The sequence below is a fragment of the Hymenobacter persicinus genome, from assembly GCF_004167665.1.
Classification (GTDB): Bacteria; Bacteroidota; Bacteroidia; order Cytophagales; family Hymenobacteraceae; genus Hymenobacter; species Hymenobacter persicinus.
In genome coordinates this window covers 80,994-95,471 of sequence record NZ_SEWE01000018.1, presented here as the reverse complement: position 1 = coordinate 95,471, position 14,478 = coordinate 80,994, and the positions used below count along the sequence as shown (strand labels likewise).

Sequence of the window (14,478 nt, the reverse complement as noted above, 5' to 3'; positions counted from 1 at the left end):
CCGCCGCCACCGAGGTGAAAAACCAGGAACGCAGAAGAGTAGAAGTCAGCACAGGCAAGCGGGCAAGGCGGCGTGAACGGTCAAGTTATTGATTTTAGGCCAGAACGCCCGGACCCGGCCGTTTGGTTTCCGGCCGCGGGCAGTAGCTTCCGCTAATGTCGGCAAGCCGCCGAAACACTTAGTGCGGAGGCCCCAGTCGCGGGTCCGTGGTGAATTCCTGGTCGGTGAGCGTGGCCAGAAAAGCCAGCAGGTCGCTTTTGTCCCGGGCCGTGAGAGTCAGGCCCAGCGGCCCAGCGGGCCGGCGCAGGGCTGCATCCAGCGTCGGGGATTCCTGCACGCCGTGAGAGTAATGGTCGAGGACCTGCTGCAAGGTTTGGAAGCGGCCGTCGTGCATGTAGGGCGCCGTCAGAGCAATGTTGCGCAGGGTTGGGGCTCGGAACTTGCCCCGGTCGGAGGCCAGCCCGGTCACGCCGCCGCGGCCCGCATCGGCCGGGTTGGCATCGAGGCCGTTGTTGAAAAAGGACGCCGCAGCCCCGCGGGTGTAATCGGTGGAGCTAAAGAGCAGGTTGCCTTCATTATGACAGTGAAAGCAGTTGGCGCCGACGATGTTGTTGGCCGGGGACGGGTGAGTCAGGTACAGCTGCCGGCCAGCCTCCTCATCGGCGCTAAGCCGGCTGATTTCCTTGCGCTTAAGCCGGTCGTACTTGGAGTTGGCCGAAATCAGGGTGCGCTCAAACTGCGCCAGGGCCTTCAAGACGTTGGTTTCGGTGATGGTCGTTGAGCCAAAGGCCTTGCGGAACAGGGGCGGGTAGAGGGCAGTCTGCTGGAGCTTACGCACGCCTTCGGCCAGGGTCTGGTGCATTTCCACCGGGTTTTCAATCGGCTTGCGGGCCTGGGCCTCAAGACCGGTGGCGGCCCCGTCCCAGTTGAGGCTGGGCTCCCAGAGCATGTTAGCCAACGACATGGTATGGCGCGTGTGCGTCGCCCCATCGACGCCAACGGCCAGGGCTTTGCCGTCGGTGAAAGCCTTGCTTTGCTGGTGGCAGCTGCCGCACGACATGCCATTGTTGCGGGAAAGCCGGGTTTCGTAGAACAGCATCCGGCCCAGCGCCACGCCCTCTTCGGTGAGCTGGTTGTCGGCCGGAATCGTTACGGCTTGCGGAAATCCGGTCGGCGGCACCAGCTGGTAGGGAGTCGTGACGAAATCTTCTTCTACCACGTCGGGGTCGGATGTGCAGGCGCTGAGCAGCAGCGCGGCCGCCGCCACCGAGGTGAAAAACCAGGAACGCAGAAGAGTAGAAGTCAGCACAGGCAAGCGGGCAAGGCGGCGTGAACGGTCAAGTTATTGATTTTAGGCCAGAACGCCCGGACCCGGCCGTTTGGTTTCCGGCCGCGGGCAGTAGCTTCCGCTAATGTCGGCAAGCCGCCGAAACACTTAGTGCGGAGGCCCCAGTCGCGGGTCCGTGGTGAATTCCTGGTCGGTGAGCGTGGCCAGAAAAGCCAGCAGGTCGCTTTTGTCCCGGGCCGTGAGAGTCAGGCCCAGCGGCCCAGCGGGCCGGCGCAGGGCTGCATCCAGCGTCGGGGATTCCTGCACGCCGTGAGAGTAATGGTCGAGGACCTGCTGCAAGGTTTGGAAGCGGCCGTCGTGCATGTAGGGCGCCGTCAGGGCTACGTTGCGCAATGAGGGCACCTTGAACCGGCCCCGGTCGGTGGCCAGCCCGGTGATGTGGGCCCGCCCGGAGTCGGCGGCAAAAGTGTGGTCCAGGCCGTTGTTGCGAAACGACTCATCGGTGAAAAGCTCGGTGGCGTGGCAGGGGGCGCACTTCTGCGCTACCACCGCCCGCCCCCGCACCTCCGACTCGGTCAGGGCTGCCCCGGCTTCATGGCGCGCGTATTTATCGTAGCGGGAGGTGGCGGACGTCAGTGCGGCGGTGAACTGGGCCAGGGCCTTGAGCAGCTGATAGGAATCAATGGGCTGGGCGTTGAACACGGCCTGAAAGCGGCGCTGGTAGCTGGGGTCGGCGTTGAGCTTGGCTAATACGCTTTCCAGCGTGGCATCCATTTCCAGCGGGTTGCTGAGCGGAGCCAGGGGCATCACCTCCAGGTGGTTGGGGCCGCCGTCCCAGAGAAAGCCGCGGCGCCAGCGCAGGTTTTGCAGGGCTGGGGAATTGCGCGGGCCGAGCTGACCGCCCACGCCCGTGCTCAGAGTGTGGCCCGCGTCGGAAAAGGCGGCGGCCTGCCGGTGGCAGCTCCCGCACGAGATGGTGCCGTCCCGGGACAGGCGCGGGTCGTAAAACAGGCTGCGGCCCAGCTCGAAGCCCGCCTGAGTTGGTGGGTTTTGCGTGGGCGCGTACACCGGCGGCGGAAACGCGGCGGGCAGGGCGGCGCCGGGCACTTCCGGGTTGGGAAGCACGCTCGGCGCGGGCTGGCAGCCTACGGCCATTGCTGCCAAGCTCAAGGCCAGCACGAACCGACGCAGCGCGGGTTTCATCGGGGGTAGAGTCCTACTTATTCTGCACGTACTCTACCTCAAACATGCCCGCGGCGTAGTTGTCGGCCACTTTCACCGCGTTAGCGCCGGGCATGTGGGGACTGGCGAAGGTGGCGAAACTCACGGGGTTGGGACCCGTGAACATGCGCAGCAGGTCAGCCTTCAGGTGTACCTCGGGCGCGTAGTCCTGGCGGACCTGCACGGTGGTGCCGGCCGGCAGGGCGGGGGCCACGGTCCGCAACGCGTTGTTGGGATCGGCAAAGCCGCCAATGTGGAACTGCATGGCATGGGAGCCGGGCGCCTGCGGGGAGTAGCCTTCCATCTTGACGAAGATGTAGCCCGTGGTCCAGTTCCAGAACGTGTCGGTGCTGGGGGCCAGGGCGCCCTGCTGCGCGCCGGAAGTGTTGCGGGCCGCATCGACGCCCACCAGAAAGCTTAGGCCGGTGTACTCCCCCACGGGCACGTCTTTGAGTACGAAGGTTTTCGAGTCCGGCGCCGACTCTTCCACCAGATGGTAGCTTTCGGGCTCGGCGTACTCGGTGCCGTCGGCGCGCCGGAGCTTGATGTTGGAAACAAAGTAGTGGAAATGACTCACGTTGAACTGCTCATTGCTGGCCGTTGCGTAGTCGTACACGGTGGGCGAAGTGCTGAGCTTGAGCAGGTTGGGGCCCACCACGTTCTCCAGGGCAATGGAAACGCTGCCGGTTTGCGGGGCGGCCGGATCGGCTTTCTTTTTGTCGCAGCCACTGAGGGCAACGGCGGCCAGCGCCAGGGAAAGCAGCGGAGCAGATAATTTCATGGTCATGCCTTGCATAAGAAAGAAGATGCCGCCAGCCCGCGGGCCCAATGCTACGGGACCAGCAGCGCCGACGAGAAGAAAGGCGCCGTAGGACTTGCGTCCCGAAGCGGCGAAATACAGGCCGCCCGGCTAAGCAAATATATGTTAATCAACCCCAAAGCCCGCCGGTGCCGCCCGAGCTTAGGCGCTCAGCAACTGCGCGGCCTGCTCGCGGAGCAACTGCCAGTAGAGGGAGTTGGTCAGCTCTCCGGCTTCAGTCAGGTGCTGGTCGATGGTGGGCAGGCGCACCCGGGCCGGCACAACGGTCGTGCCCAGGTACATCAGAATGTCGGTGAGGTGGGAGAGGGCCAGCAGGCCGCCCTGGCTCCCGGAGGAAAGACCCACCAAAGCCGCCTTTTTACCCCGGATGCCACCAGGGTAGGGCAGGCCGTCGATAAAGGCCTTAAGCACGCCGGGAATGGAGTTGTTGTACTCGGGCACGATAAATACCAGCTTGTCGGCCGCCTCGGCCTGCTCCACGAGCTGGTTGAAGCCGTCATGCTTGCTGGCGTTATGATACAGCGCCGTGCTCGTGAAATCCAGGGGCAGGTCAGCCAGGTCCAGAACCTGATGGGCAGCCCCCAGGTCGCGGAGCAGGGAAGCGTAGAGGTTGGCCACGCGGCGGGCCCGGGAGTTGGGCCGGTTGGTGCCGGCAATAATGGTTATCATGCGCAGAAAGTAAAGAAGGAGCCAGGGGCAAGGCCACTGCTACTGGGTAAAGCGCCGAGGCCGCGGATTGTTGAGCCGCCGCATCACCTAATGAGTAAAAGCTCCCGGAAAAGGCAACAAAAAAGCGAAACGGGAACCGTTTCGCTTTTTTGCGGGGAGCAGCCTGCCGATGAATACTTACGACAGGTTGTTCGACGAGGCTTTGGCCGCCAGGAACTCGCGGTTCAGCGTGGCAATGTTTTCCAGCGAGATACCTACGGGGCATTCCGCGGCGCACGAGCCGATGTTGGTGCAGGCCCCGAAGCCTTCCTTGTCCATCTGGGCCACCATGTTTTCCACGCGGGTAGCGCGCTCGGCGTGACCCTGAGGCAACAGCGCCAGCTGCGACACCTTCGCCGAAACGAAGAGCATAGCCGAAGCATTTTTGCAGGCGGCCACGCAGGCGCCGCAGCCAATGCAGGTAGCGGCCTCGAAAGCACGGTCGGCAATTTCCTTCGGCACCGGAATTTCGTTGCCGTCGGGGGCGCCGCCGGTGTTCACGCTCACGTAGCCGCCGGCCTGAATGATGCGGTCGAAGGCGGAGCGGTCCACGCTCAGGTCCTTGTTGACCGGGAACGAGTTGGCGCGCCACGGCTCGATGACAATCGTGTCGCCGTCGGAGAACTTGCGCATGTGGAGCTGGCAGGTCGTAGTGCCGGACTCCGGACCGTGGGCGCGGCCGTTGATGAACAGGTTGCACGAACCGCAAATGCCTTCGCGGCAGTCGTGGTCGAAGGCTACCGGGTCGTCGCCCTTGCGCAGCAGGTCCTCGTTGAGGACGTCCAGCATTTCCAGAAACGACATATCCGGGGAGATGTCGCGCACATTATAGTCTACCACCTGACCCGCCGTGGCGCGGTTTTTCTGCCGCCACACTTTCAGCGTCAGGTTCATTGGTTTGGCATTGGGGTTGGAACCGGCCATATTATTGAAGAGGTCTTAGGTCTTAAGAACGTAGGTCGGGGCTGAAGCAGGGCTGCTGAGAGCGAAGCCCTGATTTCTAAGCCCTACACCCTTACTTGTAGCTGCGCTGGGTAAGCTTGACGTTTTCGAAGTGCAGCTCTTCCTTGTTCAGGATTTCCGGCTGGTTGTCGCCCACGTACTGCCAAGCCGCCACGTAGGCATACTCGTCGTCGTTACGCTTGGCTTCGCCGTCCTCGGTGGCGTATTCCTCGCGGAAGTGGCCGCCGCAGCTTTCGTTGCGGTTCAGGGCGTCGTCCACCATCAGCTCGCCCAGTTCCAGGAAGTCAGCAACGCGGCCGGCTTTTTCTAGAGCCTGGTTGAGCTCGTCGTTGGAGCCGCTCAGCTTCAGGTCGCTCCAGAACTCCTTGCGCAGCTTCTGAATCTCCACCTTGGCGTGCTTGAGGCCTTCAGCGGTGCGGGCCATGCCGCAGTATTCCCACATCAGGTGCCCGAGGTGCTTGTGGAAGTCGTCGGGGGTGCGGGTACCGTTGATGCTCATCAGCTTCTGCACCCGGCCGCGCACGTCGGCTTCAGCCTGGGCAAAGGCGGGGTTTTCCGTGGTCACCGGCTTGGGTGGCGTCTGAGCCAAGTAATCCCCGATGGTGTAGGGAATCACGAAGTAGCCGTCGGCCAGGCCCTGCATCAGCGCCGAAGCCCCGAGGCGGTTGGCGCCGTGGTCAGAGAAGTTGCACTCCCCGGTGGCGTAGAGGCCCGGTACCGTCGTTTGCAGGTTGTAATCCACCCAGAGGCCACCCATGGTATAGTGCACCGCCGGATAAATCCGCATGGGCTGGGTGTACGGGTCCTCATCGGTGATTTTGGCGTACATGTCGAACAGGTTGCCATACTTCTGGCTCACCGCGTCGGCACCCGTGCGCTTGATGATATCGGCGAAGTCGAGGTACACGGCCAGGCCCGTCGAGCCCACGCCACGACCTTCGTCGCACATCATTTTGGCATTGCGCGAGGCCACGTCGCGGGGCACCAGGTTACCGAAGGCGGGGTATTTGCGCTCCAGGAAGTAGTCCCGGTCGTCCTCGGCAATATCCTGGGGTTTGATCTGGCCCTGACGAACCTTCTCAGCCATTTCCACCGTCTTAGGCACCCACACGCGGCCGTCGTTGCGCAGCGACTCCGACATCAGCGTCAGCTTCGACTGGTAGTCGCCCGACACCGGAATGCAGGTGGGGTGAATCTGGGTGAAGCAAGGGTTGGCGAAGTACGCGCCCTTTTTGTGAGCCCGCCACGCGGCCGTGGCGTTGCAGTACATGGCGTTGGTGCTCAGGTAGAACACGTTGCCATAGCCGCCCGTTGCCAGCACCACGGCGTGGGCCGCGTGCTTCTCGATTTCGCCCGTAATCAGGTTGCGGGTGATAATGCCCCGGGCCTGCCCATCGACGATTACCACGTCCAGCATCTCCGAGCGGGTGTACATCTTCACCTTGCCGTAGGCAATCTGGCGCGACAGGGCCGAGTAGGCACCCAGCAAGAGCTGCTGGCCGGTCTGGCCCCGGGCGTAAAACGTGCGGCTCACCTGGGCCCCGCCGAAGGAGCGGTTGGCCAGCAGGCCGCCGTACTCGCGGGCGAAGGGCACACCCTGCGCTACGCACTGGTCGATGATATTCACCGACACCTGGGCCAGACGGTACACGTTGGCTTCGCGGGCGCGGTAGTCGCCGCCCTTGATGGTGTCGTAGAACAGGCGGAACACAGAGTCGCCGTCGTTCTGGTAGTTTTTAGCGGCGTTAATACCCCCCTGCGCGGCAATGGAGTGGGCGCGGCGGGGCGAATCGTGGTAGGTGAAGGCCTTCACGTTGTAGCCCAGCTCGGCCAGCGAGGCGGCGGCGGCGCCCCCGGCCAAGCCGGTGCCCACCACAATCACGTCGTACTTGCGCTTGTTGGCGGGGTTGACGAGCTTGACGTTGAACTTATGCTTCTCCCACTTCTCGGCCCGGGGCCCCTCGGGAATTTTGGAATCCAGAATCATCGACATGAGCGAGGTTAGGACTTATTTGAAAAAGTAGAAGTAGATGGGCATGGCCGCGAAGCCGGCGCACACGACCAAAGAGAACACCACGCCCACGAACTTGATCAGGGGAGTGTACTTGCGGTGGGTGAGGCCCAGGGTCTGGAAGGCGCTCTGGAAGCCGTGCAGCAAGTGGTAGAGCAGGGCGGCCTGCGCCACCACGTACAGCGCCACGTACAGCGGGTTGCGGAAAGCATCGACCACCAGGCCATAGGCGTTTTCATTGCCCATCGAGTCTTTCACCGGCTCGCCGAAACGCAGCGTGCCGAAGAAGTTGTAGAGGTGCACAATCAGAAAGAACAGCACGATGCTACCCAGCATAGCCATGCTGCGGGCATGCCAGGGGCTGTTCTGCTCAATATGGTCGGAGACGTAGCCGACGCCGCGGGCGGAACGGTTCTTGGCCGTCAGCGTCAGGCCCTCGTAAATGTGGAAGCCAAAGCCCAGCACCAGCCCGATTTCCAGGATCCGGATAACGGTATTGTGGCTCATAAACTCGGAGTAGGCATTGAACGCCAGGCCCCCGTCGTTCTTGAAGAGCTGGAAGTTGCCGGCGAGGTGAACTACCAGAAACGAGCACAGAAACAGGCCCGTGGCAGCCATGATAATCTTGCGGCCAATGCTACTGGAAAACGTTTTACTAATCCAACTCATAGGAGCGAATGGTGGGTTTGAAACGGTCGTTTGTATCGGTCAAAGGTACACGCCGACTGGGTACTAAACAACGTAGTTTCCACGTTTACCCGCTCGGTGAATCAATCTCCGGCCAACGCCGTTAGACTTTCGTAGGGAAATAGTAACCGGCAAGGCCTCACCTTTGTTAGGTTTTCGTCTGGTTTATCCCGACCTTCTTTTTTATTCCTTCTGCATTTAAATCGGTCATTCTATGAATCTTCCGTTACTTTCCCGTGCCGGTCGGGCGCTGCTGGTGCTGGTGATGAGTATGGTGGGCCTGCTTGGGCTGAGCCCGGGCGCGTGGGCTACCCACATTCGCGCCGGTGACATTCAGGCCGTGGGCGACCCTTCCGACCCCCGCAAGTTCTCCTTTAAGCTGGTGCTCTATACCGATGCTGGCGCCACGGCCGACACGCCCACGGCCGACATCTTCTTTGACGACGGCACCCGGGCCGAAGTGCCCCGGCGCGACAAGATTCTGCTCACGGGCGCGGCCTCCGACAGCTACCAGAATACCTACTATTTCGAGCACACCTACAACGCTCCCGGGACGTACAAAGTCAGCTTTATCGGCGAAAACCGGAAGTCAAATCTGGTCAACATTCCCAACGCCGTTGACCAGACGTTCTACATCTACACCATGGTCACGGTGGACCCGGCCATTCCGTTCAACCATTCGCCGGTTCTCAACAACCCGGCTCTGAACAAGGCCTCCCGCCAGCAGGTGTTCGTGCACAACCCCGGCGCCTCCGACTTTGAGCAGGATTCGCTTTCGTACGAGCTGCGCCCCAGCCAGCAGGCCTCGCTGGAAGAAGCTAAAGCCAACGGTAACCGCCCCAAGCCCGTGGACTGCCGCGGGTTTGTGTATCCCAATCTGGCCGCTGGGGGCAGTCAGGTGGCTTACAACGGCCCGCCGGTGGGCGTGCTGAATGCGGCCCCCATCTACATTCAGGACCGGATAACGGGGACCGTCGTGTGGAACTCGCCCGAAACGCTGGGCGACTACAACGTGGCCTTCGTGGTCAAGGAGTGGCGGCGCACCGGCAGCCGCGTGACGCTGATTGGGGAGGTAGTGCGGGACATGCAGATTACGGTGCGCAATGCCAACAACCTGCGTCCCATCCTGACCGTGCCCAAGGATATCTGCGTGGTGGCCGGCCAAACTGTCTCCAAGACCATCACGGCCATTGACCCCAACGGCGACCCTATCACGCTCACTGCCTTTGGCGGCATTCTGCCCCCGGCCACCTTTACCATCACTTCGGCCACGCCGGCCGCCACCCGGGGGCTGTTCCGCTGGACTACTACCTGCGCCAATATCGCCGCTCAGCCGTATCAGGTGACCTTTAAAGCGGTGGACAACCCGCCGCCGGGCAACCCGACGCCGACGCCGCTGGCCGACGAATTGCCCTGGCGAATCCGGGTGGTGGGGCCCGCCCCCCAGAACGTGCAGGTAAGCCAGGTGGGCACCACGGCCGTGCTGAATTGGGATTCCTACGCCTGCCAGAACCCGGGTGCCCGGCTGCGCATCTACCGCAAGGAAGGCTGCTCCATTTCGCCGGTTGACACCTGCCAGACGGGCATTGCGGCCAACTCCGGCTTTGTCTTCGTCAATGACGTAGCCGTGGGCGCCCGCACCTTCACCGACGACCGTAACGGCCTGGGGCTGGAGCGCGGTAAGACGTATTCGTACCGCCTCTACGTGCAGTTTGCCCTGCCCGCAGGCGGAGCTAGCCTCGCCTCCCGCGAGGCTTGCCTGACCCTGGATGGTAAAGCGGCGCTGTTTACCAACGTTACCATCGACGCTACCGGCCAAACCAACGGCCAGGTGACCGTGCGCTGGACCCGCCCCACGGCCGGCAACAACAACCAGTTCAACAATCCGAAGGGCTACAACCTGTTCCGCTCGGCCGTTGTGACGCCGCCGGTGTTTAAGCGCGTGCGGACCACGGCGTTTGAGTTCAACGACACCACCTTCGTGGACCGGGGCCGCAACACCCGCGACAGTGCCTTTGTGTACAAGCTGGAGTTTTTCAGCAACGCTTCGAACTCCCCCGGCTCGCCGGTGCTGACCGAAACCAGCGGCCCGGCGTCGAGCGTGCGGCTGCAGGCCGTGCCCGACCCGGCCAACGTGCGCATCAACCTGACCTGGACCTACGACGTGCCCTGGGACAACTCCACGCGGCCCGTAGCCATTTTCCGGCGCGACGGGAGCGGGGCATTCGTACAAGTCGGCACGGCCTCGACCACCCGCACGGGCGGTAGCTTCGAGGACCGCGGCACCACGGGGGCGCCGTTGCGCATCGGGGGCAACTACTGCTACTACGTGCGCACCGACGGTACCTACGGCTCCGTGGATCAGCACCTGATCAACCTGAGCCAGGAGAAGTGCGTGCAGCTGGTGCAGGTGCCCTGCACGCCGATTCTGACGCTCAAGCAGGTGAACTGCGACAGTCTGCAGGCCAAACTGTTTGACCTGGACCCCACGCCGGTTGGAGTGACTTACGCCAATGACCTGTCGTGGACGCTGGGCAGCACGCCCGCCAACTGCAGCAACCGCATCACCACCTACCGCCTGTACGCCCGGCCCAACACCCGTGACACGACTGCCTTCACGCTGCTGGCCACCGTGACCGGGCAGCGCTACACCCACGTGGTGCGGGACGCAGCCATCGGCGCTGCCTACTGCTACTACGTGGTGGCCGTCGACTCGGCGGGGGCGACCAGTGCCCGCAGCAACGTGGCCTGCAAGGACAACTGCCAGCTGTTTTTGATGCCGAACATCTTCACGCCCAATGCCGACGGCAAAAATGATAAGCTGCGGCCGAAAGTCGCCAGCCCAATCCGCCGGACTAAGTTCCAAGTGTTTAACCGCTGGGGCGTGAAAATATACGAAAGCGACGCCGACCCGCTCATCAACTGGGACGGCGGCGGCCCAACCGGCGAAGGCAGCAAAGGTGTGAAAGTCGTTGAGGGTGTGTACTACTACACGGCCGAGGTGGAGTTTGCCGACGTGGCCGGTACGAAAAAGACCTTCAAGGGCTGGGTGGAAATAACCCGCTAAGCATTTTCTAAGCTCCGATAAAACCCGCTTCCAAGCCTGGAAGCGGGTTTTTTTATTCCTGCTATCTTGCCGCCCCAACCAACCCATCTTCTTTCCGCCATACCTCCCGCCACATGAAAGCAGTTATTTTCCCCGGTCAGGGCAGCCAGTTTGCCGGTATGGGCCGCGACTTGTACGAGCAGCAGCCCGCCGCCCGCCAGCTCATGGACCAGGCCAACGACATCCTGGGCTTCCGCCTCACCGACGTCATGTTTACGGGTTCCGACGAGGACCTGCGCCGCACCGACGTTACCCAGCCCGCCATTTTCCTGCACTCCGTGGCCCTGGCCGCCACCCTACCTGACCTGCGCCCCGAGATGGTAGCCGGACACTCCCTGGGCGAGTTTTCAGCCCTGGTAGCCGCCAAGGTGCTCAAGTTTGAAGACGCGCTGCGGCTCGTGGCCCAGCGCGCCCAGGCCATGCAGGCCGCCTGCCAGGAGCAGCCCGGTACCATGGCCGCCATCCTCGGCCTCGACGACGAGACGACCGTGCGCATCTGTCAGGAAATCACCCAGGGCGGCAACGTGGTGGTGGCCGCCAACTTCAACTGCCCCGGCCAGCTGGTCGTTTCCGGCTCCCAGCGCGGCATCGAGCTGGCCTGCGAACAACTTAAGGCTGCCGGCGCCAAGCGGGCCCTGCCGCTGCCGGTAGGTGGCGCGTTTCACTCCCCGCTGATGCAGTCGGCGGAGGCGGCGCTGGCCCAGGCCATCGAGCGCACGCAGTTTTCGGCGGGCATCTGCGCCGTATACCAGAACGTGGACGCCGCCCCCCACACCGACCCCGACGAAATCCGCCAGAACCTCGTGCGCCAGCTCACGGCCCCGGTGCGCTGGACCCAGAGCGTGCAGCGCATGGTCCAGGACGGCGCCACCGAGTTTGTGGAGTGCGGCCCCGGCAAAGTGCTCCAGGGCCTGGTCAAGAAGATTGCGCCGGAAGCGGCAGTAAGCTCAGCGGCGCTTTAAGCCCCGGTGCCGGACTAAGCCAAAGCGCCCCGTCGGAAACTTCCGGCGGGGCGCTTTTTTGTTTGTTATTTCAATTGTAGAGCAGACGCAGACCTCACTTCTGCCCGCTGACCACGACGGTGCCGTAGTCGAGGGCGGCCGTGCCGTCGGGATATTTCTCGTCGACGAGGGCGAAGACCTGCTGCTTGATGCGGGCTTTCAGCTCGTCATCGGCCTTGCTCAAGGCGCCCACTACCGGTGCGGCCACCTCGTTCATGAAGTTCCAGTAGGTGTCGTTGGAGCCGCAGTTGAGCGTACCGGTGAGTTCCTGCTCCGTCACGTGGTGCAGCCCGGCCTGCCGGAAGATATCGGCCAGAAACCCCGGCGCCCCGCAGCGAAACATGCCCGGAGCGCCGGGCGGCGGGGCGGGCAGCTGCATGTTGGCGCTGATGGTGCCCATGATGGCCGTAACCCAGACGTTTTTGGCCGGCACGCTCCAGACGGCCGCGGCCACCCGTCCGCCGGGCTTCAGCACCCGGACCATTTCCTGGGCCGCGCGGAGCATGTCGGGGAAAAACATGAACCCGAACCGGCAGCTTACCGCGTCGAAGGTGTTGTCGGCAAACGGCAGCTCCGAGACGTCGCAAACCACGGTTTCGAAGTTGGAAACCCCTTTTTTGGCGGCATTGTCGCGGGCCACGGCCAGCATGCTTTCGGCCAAGTCGGTGATAACGACCCGGCCCTGAGGCACCCGGGCGGCAATGCTGAGGCCCGGCTCCCCGGTGCCGGCGGCCACGTCGAGTACTACGTCGGTGGGTTGCAGGTGCAGAGAATGGATAATTGCCTCGCCCATGGGCCGCAGCCAGTCCATGGTAAAATCGTCCCACTTGCGCCAGCCGGCGGAAAACTTGTTCCAGGTTTGCTTTTGCTGTTCGCGGATTTCTTCCAGTTGGGTTTCCATAGCGTGAGGAGTTTGGGTAAACGACGACAGCGGTGGAGGGGAAGGGCGGCAAGTGGGCAAACAGCTCCAGTGGGCCGGAGCAATATCTAATATACTAAATTGTATATGTAAAGGCGGTGGCAGCGCACCTTACTCCGTCAGCCGCCGCACCGGCAACTCATCGGCGCAGGCGGCCAGCAGTTCCGCCACCGTTTTGCCCAGCCCTGGATGCACCACGGCGGCCGCAATATCGGCCAGCGGCACCAGGGCGAAGCGGCGCTCCGGCAGGCGGGGGTGCGGAATCTGCAGCTCGGGCAAGTCCAGCACCAGGTTGTCGTAGAGCAGGATGTCCACGTCGAGGGTGCGGGCGTCCCAGCGGATGCGGCGGGTGCGGCCGGCCCGCTGCTCGGTGGCCAGGCAGGCGGCGAGCAGAGCCGCGGGCGTCAGCTCCGTTGCCAGCTGCACGGCCTGGTTGAGGTAGGCGGGCTGATCGGTGAGGCCCCAGGCGGCCGTTTCGTAGAGCCCCGACGCGGCCTGGACCGGACCGGCGGTGGCGGCCAAGTTGAGCACCGCCTCGTGCAGGATGGCGGCCCGGTCGCCGAGGTTGGAGCCGAGCAAGAGGTAAGCGGTAGGCATCAGGAGGTGAAAAGCACTGCGGGAATCGGTAGGTTATTTTTCAATTTTCAGAAAATAGCCTACCAGTTTTGCAGCATATTTTTCAAAAATCGAAAAATATGCTGCGGAATATGCCAGCCGGACGCCTTAGCGCTCCACTGCCAGCATCCGCCGCAGAAACGCCACCGTGGCTTCGGCCACGGCCGTCGTCTCGGCCGGCAGTTCGGGCGAGTTCCAGGGGTGGGCCCCGCCGAAGTTGTGGGTCACACCGGGCAAAATCAGCAGCTCGGCGTCGGGCTTGCGGGCGTGCAGCTCGTGGGCCCGGGCCAGGGGCACAGTTTCGTCCTGGTCGCCGTGGGTGATGAGCAAGGGCTGGCGCAGCTTGCGGCGCACGTTGTGCAGAATGTCGAGGCGCAGGCGGTGCTGGTGGTAGTCTTCCACAATCTGAAAGTACAGGGGCAGCTGCTGCTTGGTGCGCGAGTTTTCGACGTGAAATACGCCCTGCTGCTGCCACTGCTGCATCAACTCCTCGCTCCAGCCGGGATTCACGTTGCTGATGGCCGCCCAGGTCACCACGGCCCGCACGCGGGCATCCTCGGCGGCTTTGAGCAGCACCAGTCCCCCGCCCCGGCTGTGGCCAATAAGGGCCAGGCGGGATAAGTCCAACTCGGCGGCAGGCAGGCCCGGCACGCCCTCTTGGAGCTGGTCGAGCAGGGTACCAATGTCGTTGAGCTCGAGGCTGAAGTTGTTGCGGCCAAAGGCGTCGAGGTCTTCCAAGTCGCCGGTGCCGCCCACCACCAGCCCGTTGTGCGACAAATTCAGCTTCACAAACACGAAGCCCTGCTGGGCAAACCAGTCGGCCAGCACGTTGAAGTGGCCCCAGTCCTTGAAGCCCTTGAAGCCGTGCACAAACACCACCACGGGCTTAGCGCGGCCGTCGGGCACGTAGCGGGCATCGGCGGCGAAAGGCCGGGCGTGGTGGGGGGAAGTGAGCAGGAAGTCGAGGCGGAGGGGCAGAGCGGGCATGGGGCAGTCGGCAGGGAAGGATGCAGCGTTGGGTTTCGGCGGCGGCAAGGTACGCCCGGAAAACCCGGCGCCCCCTTTGCTGGTTAGGAAACGGCCGGTCCGCCGCGTATCATTGTGGCGCTTTGAGCGGCCCGGTGCCGCTCCGAGGCCGC

General features: G+C 63.2%; 12 protein-coding genes. 2 read left to right on the top strand and 10 right to left on the bottom strand.

Going from position 1 to position 14,478, the window contains the following annotated elements; translation table 11 throughout:
* Window positions 1-178 precede the first annotated feature (178 nt).
* The 7 genes from EWM57_RS10590 to EWM57_RS10560 form a co-directional block, all read right to left on the bottom strand.
* Entirely contained in the window at window positions 179-1,309 is a 1,131-nt protein-coding gene (locus EWM57_RS10590) for a cytochrome-c peroxidase (RefSeq protein WP_129921115.1), read from the bottom strand.
* Window positions 1,310-1,435: 126 nt separating this feature from the next.
* Window positions 1,436-2,491 (bottom strand): cytochrome-c peroxidase, encoded by a 1,056-nt coding sequence (locus EWM57_RS10585; protein ID WP_129921114.1) that lies wholly within the window; start codon window positions 2,489-2,491, stop codon window positions 1,436-1,438.
* 13 nt (window positions 2,492-2,504) lie between these two features.
* Entirely contained in the window at window positions 2,505-3,296 is a 792-nt protein-coding gene (locus EWM57_RS10580) for an MbnP family protein (RefSeq protein WP_129921113.1), read from the bottom strand.
* A 174-nt stretch (window positions 3,297-3,470) separates the two neighbouring features.
* Window positions 3,471-3,998: an NADPH-dependent FMN reductase gene (locus tag EWM57_RS10575; protein WP_129921112.1), complete on the bottom strand. Its 528-nt coding sequence runs from the start codon at window positions 3,996-3,998 to the stop codon at window positions 3,471-3,473.
* A gap of 177 nt (window positions 3,999-4,175) precedes the next feature.
* Entirely contained in the window at window positions 4,176-4,931 is a 756-nt protein-coding gene (locus tag EWM57_RS10570) for a succinate dehydrogenase/fumarate reductase iron-sulfur subunit (RefSeq protein ID WP_129921120.1), read from the bottom strand.
* 121 nt (window positions 4,932-5,052) lie between these two features.
* Entirely contained in the window at window positions 5,053-6,987 is a 1,935-nt protein-coding gene (locus EWM57_RS10565; protein ID WP_129921119.1) for a fumarate reductase/succinate dehydrogenase flavoprotein subunit, read from the bottom strand.
* A 21-nt stretch (window positions 6,988-7,008) separates the two neighbouring features.
* Window positions 7,009-7,680: a succinate dehydrogenase cytochrome b subunit gene (locus EWM57_RS10560; RefSeq protein WP_129921111.1), complete on the bottom strand. Its 672-nt coding sequence runs from the start codon at window positions 7,678-7,680 to the stop codon at window positions 7,009-7,011.
* A gap of 232 nt (window positions 7,681-7,912) precedes the next feature.
* On the opposite strand from EWM57_RS10560, the gene EWM57_RS10555 reads away from it, so the two are divergent.
* Window positions 7,913-10,765: a T9SS type B sorting domain-containing protein gene (locus EWM57_RS10555; RefSeq protein ID WP_129921110.1), complete on the top strand. Its 2,853-nt coding sequence runs from the start codon at window positions 7,913-7,915 to the stop codon at window positions 10,763-10,765.
* 113 nt (window positions 10,766-10,878) lie between these two features.
* Window positions 10,879-11,766: an ACP S-malonyltransferase gene (fabD, locus tag EWM57_RS10550; protein ID WP_129921109.1), complete on the top strand. Its 888-nt coding sequence runs from the start codon at window positions 10,879-10,881 to the stop codon at window positions 11,764-11,766.
* A gap of 94 nt (window positions 11,767-11,860) precedes the next feature.
* Here fabD and EWM57_RS10545 read toward each other — a convergent pair whose 3' ends face one another.
* The 3 genes from EWM57_RS10545 to EWM57_RS10535 all read right to left on the bottom strand — a co-directional run bounded on the left by EWM57_RS10545 (window position 11,861) and on the right by EWM57_RS10535 (window position 14,326).
* On the bottom strand, window positions 11,861-12,706 hold the full coding sequence (locus EWM57_RS10545) for a class I SAM-dependent methyltransferase (protein ID WP_129921108.1): 846 nt from the start codon (window positions 12,704-12,706) through the stop codon (window positions 11,861-11,863).
* A 129-nt stretch (window positions 12,707-12,835) separates the two neighbouring features.
* Window positions 12,836-13,321: a 2-amino-4-hydroxy-6-hydroxymethyldihydropteridine diphosphokinase gene (gene folK / locus EWM57_RS10540; RefSeq protein ID WP_129921107.1), complete on the bottom strand. Its 486-nt coding sequence runs from the start codon at window positions 13,319-13,321 to the stop codon at window positions 12,836-12,838.
* 126 nt (window positions 13,322-13,447) lie between these two features.
* Window positions 13,448-14,326 carry an alpha/beta hydrolase family protein gene (locus EWM57_RS10535; RefSeq protein ID WP_129921106.1) on the bottom strand — a complete coding sequence of 293 codons (879 nt, stop codon included), beginning with the start codon at window positions 14,324-14,326 and terminating at the stop codon, window positions 13,448-13,450.
* Between the last annotated feature and the right edge of the window lie 152 nt (window positions 14,327-14,478).